The organism is Lysinibacillus sp. FSL R7-0073, assembly GCF_038009065.1.
Lineage (GTDB): Bacteria > Bacillota > Bacilli > Bacillales_A > Planococcaceae > Lysinibacillus > Lysinibacillus fusiformis.
Map to the genome: position 1 here is coordinate 678,957 of NZ_JBBPAS010000001.1, position 11,782 is coordinate 690,738.

6 protein-coding genes are annotated in these 11,782 nt (G+C 36.9%); 4 read left to right on the top strand and 2 right to left on the bottom strand.

Features of this window, described 5'->3' with window-relative positions; translation table 11 throughout:
- Positions 1 to 52: 52 nt before the first annotated feature.
- Positions 53 to 2,554 (top strand): S-layer homology domain-containing protein, encoded by a 2,502-nt coding sequence (locus MKY88_RS03250; protein ID WP_340813001.1) that lies wholly within the window; start codon positions 53 to 55, stop codon positions 2,552 to 2,554.
- Positions 2,555 to 2,643: 89 nt separating this feature from the next.
- Here the strand turns inward: MKY88_RS03250 and MKY88_RS03255 are convergent, their stop codons facing one another.
- Together MKY88_RS03255 and MKY88_RS03260 are read right to left on the bottom strand one after the other, a co-directional pair.
- Positions 2,644 to 3,900, bottom strand: coding sequence for an HlyD family secretion protein (locus MKY88_RS03255; RefSeq protein WP_340813002.1), 1,257 nt, complete (start codon positions 3,898 to 3,900; stop codon positions 2,644 to 2,646).
- Complete coding sequence (locus MKY88_RS03260; protein ID WP_069480044.1) at positions 3,897 to 4,574, bottom strand: hypothetical protein; 678 nt, start codon at positions 4,572 to 4,574, stop codon at positions 3,897 to 3,899. Before MKY88_RS03260 ends, MKY88_RS03255 begins: the two co-directional genes overlap by 4 nt.
- A 609-nt stretch (positions 4,575 to 5,183) precedes the next feature.
- Between MKY88_RS03260 and MKY88_RS03265 the strand changes: the two genes are divergently transcribed.
- The 3 genes from MKY88_RS03265 (at position 5,184) to MKY88_RS03275 (ending at position 11,605) form a co-directional block, all read left to right on the top strand.
- Positions 5,184 to 9,191, top strand: coding sequence for a cell wall-binding protein (locus tag MKY88_RS03265; protein WP_340814798.1), 4,008 nt, complete (start codon positions 5,184 to 5,186; stop codon positions 9,189 to 9,191).
- A 213-nt stretch (positions 9,192 to 9,404) separates the two neighbouring features.
- Positions 9,405 to 10,472 (top strand): CAP and S-layer homology domain-containing protein, encoded by a 1,068-nt coding sequence (locus MKY88_RS03270; protein WP_193830932.1) that lies wholly within the window; start codon positions 9,405 to 9,407, stop codon positions 10,470 to 10,472.
- Positions 10,473 to 10,693: 221 nt separating this feature from the next.
- Positions 10,694 to 11,605 carry a C40 family peptidase gene (locus MKY88_RS03275; RefSeq protein ID WP_069480047.1) on the top strand — a complete coding sequence of 304 codons (912 nt, stop codon included), beginning with the start codon at positions 10,694 to 10,696 and terminating at the stop codon, positions 11,603 to 11,605.
- The last annotated feature ends 177 nt before the right edge of the window (positions 11,606 to 11,782 follow it).

Genomic DNA, 11,782 nt, shown 5'->3' on the forward strand with positions numbered 1-11,782 from the left:
CTGGCACGGGTCATTTAGACATGACATCGTGCCATACTTTGATTAATTCGGAGTGAAGAAATTGGCAAGAAAATTAGTATCAATTGTTGTAGTCATGTTTGTGCTTATGTTAACAGTTAGTCCCATCGATGGACAAGCTGCTGGTTTTGGCAATAAGGTAAGTGAAGTGAAAACAGAGGTATCACCACAAGTAAATCACGTACAGCAAACCTATACGTCAGGTTCTATACGTCAGTTTGTAAATGTTTTAGATGTAAATTTAAATAATACATATACAAAACTAGAAATTGGGATGCCAAATCCTATTAATTCCCTCAAAACAACTTCAGCTATGGCAAAGCAAAACACATATGATGGCCATCGTGTTGTTGGAGCTGTTAATGCTTCATACTTTTTAGGAAATGGTATGCCTGCAAATTTATTGGCTGAAAAGAATGAAATTGTCAACTATGGAATTTTAGGAGATACGTTTGATAGCCCGACACAAAAGCCGGTTGCTTTTGGTTTATCTAAATCAGGGAAAGCGATAGCAGATTATTATACTACGAATCTAACTTTCCAAGTAAATGGAAAGAGCTATCCTATTGATCTGATTAATAGTGAACGAGGAACAAATAAAAACGTTTTATATACGTCAGAAAAAAGAACGACTGGAACGAATGCATGGGGTATAGAACTAGTAGTGTCTGGTGCTAGCCAAGATACAAAAACCTTACATTTTGGTGATCAGTTCTCAGGCACAGTTTCTCATGTAACGACGTATGGAGCAGAAGGAAATTCATCTGTACCAGCGGATGGTTTTGTTATTTCTGTACAAAATAAAGAATTAGCCACTGAATTAAGCAAAATCACTGCAGGTACAAATGTGGATGTCAGCTTGTCGATTGATCAAAAATGGATGGATGCTCAATTCATCTTAGCTGCAGGTCCAATGCTTGTGCGCAATGGTCAAGTTGATATTTCAATGCCAACAAATTCCGGTTTTGCTTCAACACGTAGCCCTCGTACAGCAGTAGCGGTAGATGCTACAGGTACGAAGGTATCACTTATTACAATTGATGGCCGATTAAGTGGGCATAGTAATGGTGTTAATTTATCCGATTTAGCTTCACATTTAATTTCAATGGGCGCAACTTCAGCTATTAACTTAGATGGTGGAGGTTCTACAGCGATGGTCGTGCGCAATCCAGGAGGGTATTTCGCCAACCTTGTAAATAAACCATCTGAGGGTAGTGAGCGTCGTGTATCAGCCATTTTACAGGTTGTTAACACAGCACCACCAGGGAACGCAAAATCCATTACCTTAAGTAGTGTTGGACAAGTCATGAAAGGTTCTTCTGTAGATATGCAGGTAACAACTGCTTATGACCAATATTTAAATCCGATGACCATCAACCCAGCGAATATGAACTGGTCAGTTGAAGGAAATATCGGCAAGATGGATGGTGCAACCTTTACAGCTACACAAAAGGGTGAAGGGAAGATTATAGGGGAATATGGTGGTATTCGTACGTCTACAGCTGTGAAAGTAATAGATTTAGCAGAAAAACCTATTGTACTAGATAGCTTTGATAATGCGTCTTCTTGGACTACGGAAGTAGCAAAAGCGAATGCTTCTTTAGCAAACTCTAAAGAGTATGCGAGACAGGGAACAGCAAGTATGCAATTAAACTATGATTTTACTGTAGCGGGCACAGGGACAAAGGCTGCCTATATGGTTGCTAAAACACCAATTGCTATATCAGGTCAGCCAAAAAATATTGGTGTTTGGGTGTTTGGCGATGCAGGTAAGCATTGGCTAAGAGGTGTTGTCGTAGATGGAGCAGGAGCTAAGCACACGATTGATTTTACAAGTCAGGGCGGCTTAGACTGGAGTGGTTGGAAATACGTAACGGCGGATATTCCAAGTAATCTAGCAACACCATTGAAATTCGAACGTCTATATGTTGCTCAACCGACAGCTTCTCTTCAAAAGAAAGGTCAGCTATACTTCGATCAATTACAGGCTGTCTACAAAGATAATCATGAAGAATTGGTTTATACGGATGTGAACCAAGGGCATTGGGCGTTTTCTGAAATCCAAAGCTTATACAATAAATCGCTGATTAAAGGTTACTCTAACGGTACATTTAAGCCAGAAGCGTCCATTACACGTGCAGAGGCAGCTACAATTATTGCCAGAGCACTGAATTTATCAACAACGAAGGATTCTAGCTTTAAAGATGTAAGTAAAGGTCATTATGCATATAGTGCCATTGCAGCAGTCGAGCAGGCTGGCATTATTAAAGGGCAAGAAGCAGGGAAGTTCAATCCAAACGGACAGCTTTCACGTGCAGAAATGGCTGCGATTTTAACAAGAGCATACAAATTAACAGGTACAAGTAAAGTTTCCTTCACAGATGTTAAATCAACGCACTGGGCATACAGCAATATCCAAGCACTTGTGGCGAATGATTTAACAGGAGGTTTCCCAGATAATACATTTAGACCTGATGCACAAATTACTCGTGCTCAATTTGCAAGCTTCTTAAATAGATGCTTATCATTAAAATAACGCACAAAATACCCTCTGTAAAAACTACAGGGGGTATTTTAGTAAAAAAAATCCGCCCGTCTCTAGAGAGAGTGAGGCGGATTTTGCATTTAGAAAACAATGTATTTTACATACTGTTTCCAAGTTAACTCTTTAAACTGCTTCCAGTGTAATTTGTCAATAGGTAAAGTACGGAAGGTATAGGCTTCCATATTGCGCTTCTCATTAGAGAGCATTGGTGTTCCTTCATCGAGATAGTCCGAGAAAATAGCTGATTGAGCCGTACTAAATTCGACATTAATATCTATCAGTTGGATTTTCCCATCCTGATTAATGATATGAAGCTTTTTATTTCCTCTTTTTGTTGTCGCTAACCACGATTTATCGACTTTATAAGAATCGAACGCTTCATTGACAATAATGGAGGCTTTGCCAGTTGTTGAAAACGGTACATCCTCTATTGGCTCATCTTGTTGCAGGACTATTTCATAATTTGTTGGTTGCGGGAGGACTGTTGTTTTGGCTAATTCATTTGCCCAAAATGTTTCATCATCTGTAGCAATCATTTGTTTTTCTAATACGATGCCAGATAATTCATCTTTGACATGTTTCACCTTAAAATCAGCCGTTTGGCCTTCCTGTACTTTTTGCCATTCTTTTTCTGATAAATAAGCATACATGGCTTTTTCATTAGAATAGATTTCAAAGGTTAAAGCACCAGCTTCTTCATTCACCGCTGACACGATACCGTCGATTGGACTGATAATACCTTGGCGAGACTCTATTTGTGTAATTTGCGCTTCAATGAGTGCAATTTGACGATTCGTTTCAGCAATATGTCGATTTAACAGTGCAACTGCTGTCGACAGTGAATTTTGTTGAGCAAGCTCTAATTTTAATGTAACAGACAATCTATCATTGATTTGATCGGTATTAATAGAGCTTTTTGGATTCGAGTCGTCGTAATCATCTTCAATTTGATCAAGTGCATCTAGTAAATCATTTAATTCTGTTTCATAGGCGGTACGTTCTGATTCAAGCTTTGTAAGCTCCTCGTCTACTTCATCTGTTTTAAAGGTAGCGAGTAAATCATTCATCTTTACTTCTTGACCACGCTTTACATTGACAGCGGATAACTTTGTTGCATCAGCTGTAATGGTATATGTTTCGGCAGGTGCAACAATAGTTTCCTTATTGACACGCTCTGTATTTGTGCCGATATAGGCTTTCTGAAATTCGTCAATAAAGTAGGATCGTGTCACGGTGCTATCTTCTTTGAAAACAAAATAAGCATTTATACCGATTATGAGCATCGCCAACACAATACCTATACTTGTCCATGGTTTTGTCTTGATAAATGCCATCATCCTAACCCCCTAGCAATCCATTCTTTAATGGGTAGTACACTAATCATGCCTACAAATAAGGCCATAAATAGTTGTACGCCAATCAATTTGACTACTAACATTTTTCTACTAGCTTCTTCCTCCCATTTCGACAGGAATAGATACTGCACAATAATGATTAAAACGGTCGTTACTGTCAATTGATTGATTGTAAATAATACGAAATCAGTTTCAATGACCTGTAGGGCAGCGGGTGCCAAAGAAAAGAATGAAAACATCGTTGTATAGCCAACGCTATAGAAGACAGCAAACAGGAATGCTTTTTCAATGAGCAGGAAGGCAACAACATAAAGCTGGACTCTTTTTATCCAAGTATAAGGAATGTCCGTTAATAGATGTAATAGATAGGTAACACCATAATAATGGAAGCAAAAATAAATAATCGCCCATAAAATGGCACCAAGCATGGAAAGTACGCGTGCTACATAGTATTCATTTTGTAAATCCATTGCAAATAAGGACGTTAGATTTTCTGTCCCCATTCCCCAATATTCGCGAGCAGCAAACAATAGGATGAAAAGGATGAACACCGTTAATGCACGTTTTTTATATCCAATGATCTCGCCTTTTTCTACGGTGTTTGTAAAGTAGGTAGGATTTTTTAAGCTATGCCAGAACTTATAATGGTAAAACATAAACAGCGTCCTTTCTTCCAAAATAGGATATCAAAGATGTAGTATACACCTTGTAAAGACATTATGACATATGAAAATAGCTGTTTTTTTCCAATAATTTCGTTGAAAAAACGTATTTTGTCATTACATGTCGATGGATGAAAAACATCCTAATACCAATTACACCTCGGCGGATTCGTGTCACATTTTTTCATATTTACTCGAAAGCTCATTTTCAAAAATCTGTATTATCTGCCAGAGGCTTTATTATGATTCTGTAGGCATTCGAAATCCGAAGAATCAAGTTAAATCTATTGTATAGTATAATTGAAATAACTTCCTGTTTTTCTAGCTAGTAATTTTGAAAAACTACTTTTGACGCCCATTATTTTGTAAATATAATAGAATGGCTTGAAAACATGCAATTTACACCGATACTAAAGTAATGATTAATTAATTACGTCACTGCGTAATTATGTCCAGATTTTTTCGGTTTTGCTCGAAATAAATCTCAATGATCTTCGGATGCTTTATCTTGATTGCGCACTTTCCTAAAAAGAGGATTCACATGCCATTTCAAGATAAATGAAAATGAACACAATCATTTTCCTATACATAAAAAATGAAAGGGTGGTTCGATTGAATCGAAAATTGACAGCAGGTGTTATAACAAGTCTATTATTAGCACCAACAGCTATAGCAAATGCACAGGAAAATAATGCACAATCTCATGTCATAGCACAAACGGAGCAAGTTTCCTATGTCAACCCTGTAGCGGCTGCAACGACAAAGGAACAGCTCATTGCCCAATTCGGTAAATTATCAGAGAATTCAACTGCTAATGAGATGGTTATAGCTGATGGTGATATCAAAATTGTACAAAATTCGAATGACCTTGGATTTGATAACAATGAAAAGGCGCTTATTCAAGCAAAATACGACTATGTAGTGGAGCAACGTCGCCTATTAAATGAACTCCAAGCAATTTGGAAGAAAATTAGTGCAGTCTCTTATACTAGTAAGACATTTATAGCCGATGTGAAAGCTGTAGAAACAGAATATGAAAGTTTTTTAGGTAATGAAACGACAAATCAATCATATTTATTTGTACAAAAACAATTTGAAGAAGCTGTCGATGCAGCATTTGCGAATAGTGCTAGCAGCATCACCAATACGGTTCGAGGAACAGTCTTACAATATGGCTATAAAGAGGCTGATCGCAATAACTATTTTAAGGGCAAAGGAGTAGATATTGCGAAATTAGTTAAACTAGTTGGCGATGCAGCAGCAGTAAAAACTACTGCTACAGAGCTTGATGCTTTAGTTGATGTATTTAAGCAAAACCCAACAGATTATCCAGCTATCTCTTCGGTACTAGATAAAGTTACAACAGCTTATAACTTACTAACAACAGATCAAAAGAAAGCGATAGAAGCTTATAATCCAAACAATGATACGGTAACACCTTTTAAAAAATATAAGGATGCTATAGCGGGTCTGTCATCCATAGATAAAGTTTCACAAAGTATTACTCAATTAATAGCTAAAAAACCAGCAGACTTTACTTCAGCAACAAGTTTCATTAGTGCCGTAACAGCTATTGAAAAATCCTACAACGCTTTAGATGAAACTTCACAAAAGTTAGTGGCGAACTATTCTACATTCGAACAATATAAAAAGGCTGCTGATATTTCTAAACGAATTTCAGCGCTGCGTGTATCCAATGAGACTGCTTATCGGACAGAAGTAAATTCGATTAAAGGTATGTATGATTTATTAACAATTGATAAAGAACTTGTAAAAAATACAGCTGATTTAAATATAGCAATAGCAAATATTGCTTCTGCTGAGAAAATTGAAGAACTTATTGTGGCAATTGCAAGTGCAAGTGCTCCAGATAAAGTGAAAGCGATAAAAGATGCTCGTACTGCTTATGATGTGCCACCAGCAACAACTGGCACAGCTATTAACGTGGCGAATGTCAAAAAAATTGTCAATAATCTTGCCGAGCTAACAAAGTGGGAGAAAGTTTACAATGCATCTTTAAGCGTGGATAAATTAATCGATAGTATTGATCCTAAAGCTTCTTCATTTGAGAGCAAAACATTTGCTGCTCAATCGGCTTTTGACAAATTAGCTGTGGAAGAACAGGTGTTTGTGCAAAAAAGTGATCGCTTAAAACTTTTATTCCAATATGCGACTTTATCGAAACAAGCGAATGCCCTAAAACCGACAATGCAAGATTACAAGACTCAAATTACGGACCTGCAATCAAAAGTGGCGGCGTTAAATGCTGGTAATGGTGATGACGCGGCTCCATTGGCGGCAATGAAAAGTAAAATTGAAGAGAAATTATCCAATCTATTAAATGAAGATTTAGTGATAGCAGGTGTAATTGAGCAAATATCAAAACTAAGTCAATCAAATGATATGATCACAGATATTTTAGCTACACGAGCTGCTTATGATGGCCTCCCATCTTCAGCGAAAAGCCGTGTAACGAATATTAAAGTCTTAACAGATTTAGAGAAATCATATAAAACCGTTGTGAGTGTCATCTCACAATTTGAAAAATTGGATCCATCCTCTAAGAGCTATATGTCAAAAGCCAAATCAGCTTATACAGCATACGCTAAGCTAGATGACAAAAATAAGACCTATGTCAAAAATTATAAGAATTTAAAAGATGTTGTACCTGTAATAGATGTAATTGTGAAAATTAATGCATTAAATCCTTCTAAAAAAACGTATAAGGATGATGTGAAAGCAGCGACAGATGCATACACTGCATTAGCAGATCAATCCCAGGTTATTAATTATCCTGATCTTACAAAAGCACAATCCTATATCGATATGGCAAAGGCATTCGATGAACGTGTTCTTGCATTAGCAAATGAGAATCCAGACACATTTGTACAAAAGGTAGCCGAGCTAACAGTAGCGTATAAAGCATTGGATAAAAATGCGCAGAAGCTTGTGGAGCAGGCAAAAACGTTAAGCAATTATGAGAAGAGCAATAAAGCTGTTATCAAGGTTATTCAGCTGATCACTGCCTTGGACCCATCAAGTAAGGATTATACAAAAAAGGTACTTGCCGCACGTAAGGCTTATAATGCCCTTGATGAAGTTTCGAAAAAGCATGTGACGAATTATGCGAATCTTACAGCTGTCGAGGATGTGGCTTCATTAATTGGCCTGATCGCTACGTTAAAGCCAACAAGTAAAACATTCTACCAAGATATGAAAACAGCACGTGAGCTTTACGATGCACTAACGGAAGAGAAGAAAACGGCCATTATCAACTATGATGCACTGGTAGCTGCTGAAAATGAACAGGGGTTAGCTGAGGGCGTAATTGAGCTAATTAAATTAACTGAAGTGCAAGATGCAGACTACTTAACGAAGTTGATGAATGCACGTGTTGCCTATGATAAGCTGTCATCTAATCAAAAGAAATTAGTGACGAATATTAAAGACTTAACAACACGTGAAAAAGAGGTTAAACCTATTTTAACTGTGATGGTACAAATTAATGAACTTGATCCAGAATCGAAAAGCTTTGTTAGTAAGGTCAACTCTGTCCGTAAGTCATATGACAAACTATCGAAAGATCAAAAGAAATACATCAACAATATTGATGTACTCTTAAAATATGAGCCTATATCCAATGTAGTGGAAGTGATTAGTAAACTAAAATCTTCAAGTAATACATTCCTTCAAGATACAGCTAGAGCGCGTTCACTATATGATGCACTACCTGCCGATTTGCAGCAATATGTGTCAAACTACTACTTATTGCAGGCTGCTGAGTCAAGTATCCTAGGTGCTGGCAATGTAATGCAAATGATTGATGCTTTACCATCTGTTGATCCGAAGCAGTATGTTAAACGCATTCAAGAAGTTCGTGCTGCTTATAACGCTTTACCAAAGGATCAGCAACGAGCTGTGCAAAACTACAGAGTATTACAAGACCAAGAAAAGCTGATTAAACCCGTTATAAGTATTGTGGAGGATATTGATCGACTTTTAACAGCCAAGGATATGGATAGTCAATATCAAAAGATTTTAAAAGCTTATGATAAGCTGAATGCAGATCAAAGACGCTATGTGTATAATGACCAATTATTACTATCCTTAGACAACGTGATAAAGGTTTATAATAACATTGCAAAATTGAATCCTAAGGATAAATTCTACTTTGGTATGGTTGAAGCCGTACGTAAAGAATATGATAGTTTGAATACGACAGATAAACAGCGTATCTCCAATTATTCAATTCTATTAGAAGCAGAGAAAAGTATGGCCGATGTCAAAAAGGTCGTTGAATTAATTGCGGGACTTTCTCCAAGCTCCCCAACATATATAGAAGATGTGGCCAATGCCGTGGCTGCTTTTAAGGCACTGGATTCTAAAGTACGGGGACAAGTCATCAATGAAGACTTACTCAAACAGGCTGAAAAAGATGTAGCTGCGGTTCTCAAGGTTGTTCAAGCGATTGGAAATATCGATCCAGATAGCTCATCATTTGAGAAAAAAGTGCTAGCAGCTCAAAAAGACTACAGCTCATTGTCGATAGAGCAACAGGGATTAGTGTATAACTACCGTATTTTAGAAGAATATCTTAAAATGATTCAATAGTATGAGAAAAAAGGAGTTTTCCCAACGAATAGTAAGGGAAAACTCCTTTTATAATGATAGATGATGAATCTATTTATTTTTTTCCAAAAAAAGTGAAACTATCTTATTTGGATTTCGTATCATATAGTATGTATGGTGATTTTTCGTTTCCTGACTTCAGTGATGAAAAAGCGCCGTTTGCTACATATTTGACAGATTGAGGAGGTAGCCCTGTTGAAAAAAATACTGAGTATCGTCGTCCTTTCAATAGCTGCAACCATAGGAAGTTTAACTAGTTTAAGTCAGGTAGAAGCGGCATCTGCCAATGTCGTGGATGTTTCGAATTCATATTGGGCAAACGCTTCAATACAACATATGCTTACAAAACAATATATGACTACATATAACGATAACAAATTTAAACCGGAGCAGGCAATTACAAGGGCAGAGGCTGCTGCTGCTATTGCTCGTTCTATTCAAAGCAATGTAGACATTGCAAATACTGTAAATTTTAAGGATGTACCAGTGACTCATCCTTATTACAAAGAGATTTGTCAGCTTGTTAAATTAGGGGTTATCCAAAAAGGGGAAGCTTTTCATCCTGAGGAGCCGTTAAAGCGAATGCAGGTGGCGAAAATGCTTGCATTAGCGTATCAATTTAAAGTTGACGGCAAAAATAATACCCAATTTGCGGATATACCTGACACGCATTGGGCCCATAATTATATTGAATCGCTTGCAGATATCGGTATTATAAGTGGGGTAGATGTTAAACATTTTGCACCTGATCAGCTAGTGACACGTGCTCAATTTGCGGTGTTTGTTGAACGAAGTATTTATTTTCAGCAAAAAATAAACAAATTGGAAGTGGCCTATGATTATTTGGCAAAGGATTATATTCCAACAGTCAACCTATCTACAGAGTGGTCGAAAAAGGTTATTGAGTTAATTAATGTTGAAAGACAAAAGAAAAAGCTAGAACCTGTTAATTATGATCCCAAATTGACACAAATCGCGATTATTAAAGCGCAGGATATGGTGAAGCGCCATTATTTTGAACATATTTCGCCGTTTTATGGTGCCCCATGGGATTTAGCAACTTTATTTGATTATGACTACACGAGCTTTGGAGAAAATATCGCGAGAAATATCCAAACTCCCGAGATTGCTGTAAAGGCATGGATGGCTTCACCTAGTCATCGGGATAATATTCTGAAAGAACACTATACGAATACAGGTGTTGCAATAGCTCAAGATAGCAAAGGAAATTACTATTGGGTCCAAATGTTTTCTAGTCAATAAGTTGTTATGTAACAAAGAATCTCTAATATTACAGGAATGTTACGAAAGCTCCAAAATATGATAAAAAAGTCTTTCATTTAACGCTGGAAATACCACCAAACGTTGGTATTACAGCGTTTTTTTGCTGTCTAAAACCGTTACACAAATGAAAAATAACAAGTGCTTCTTTTGTGATAGTCTATGTATAGGCAAAAAAGTTTTGAGAGGGGTATAACAAAAGTATGAATAAGAAATGGTTATTACCGATTTTTGCATCTTTTATGTTATTTTCAACAACTCATATAAATACTGCTGAAGCAGCGACAAAAGAAGATGTCACTGATACAGCATCTAAATATTTAGGTATTCCATATAAATACGGTGGTACAACGACAAGTGGTTTTGATTGCTCTGGATTCACTTCTAAAGTATTTTCAGACTTAGGCATTCAATTAAATCGTACATCAGGCTCTCAATATCAACAAGGTAATGCAGTAGCAAAGAGTGATCTACAAGTTGGCGATTTAGTATTTTTCAATACAAGTGGTAGTAGTATTTCACATGTGGGTATATACATAGGTGATGGTAATATGATCCACTCGCAAACGGGTCAAGGTGTTAGCTATTCGAATGTTAACGATCCATACTATTGGGGATCTCGTTATGTAGGGGCAAAGCGTGTGGCAACATTTGATTCACAACAACAAGCTGAAGTTAAAAAAGCTGCAATTGACTTTTCAGTATATGCTTCTCGTGCAGAAGTTGCCGTACAAATTGCAAAAGCTTTAAACTTAGATACTTCTAATACAACTACTAATTTTGTAGATGTAAAACCAACAAGCGCAAATGCAGGTGCTATTGCCGCTGTTGAAAAATTAGGTATCTTTGAAGGTGATGCGAACGGTAAGTTCAACCCGTCGTCACCGATTACACGTGCACAAATCGCTAAAGTTTTAGTACTAGCTTTCGGTCTTGAAAACCAAGGAGAAGCAGTAGCATTCAGCGATGTTCCTCAAAATAACTGGGCTAGTCATTATGTTTCTATCCTTGCTTCTAATGGTGTTACAAATGGCGATGGAGATGGAAGCTTCGGCTCTGATGAATTACTAAAAATCAACCAACTTAAAGTTTTTATTGAAAGAATTCAACAATAAATTTCACATGTAAATTTTGTCATAAATTGCAAGAATTGATCTTTTGAATAGCGTATAATGGAAGAAGGGTTTGCAATCGCAGACTCTTCTATTTTTATGATAACTACTTAGGAGAGGAAGTGATATGGAAAAAATAATTTAACAGTTCTATTGTATGATGCATTATTTAGCTAATTT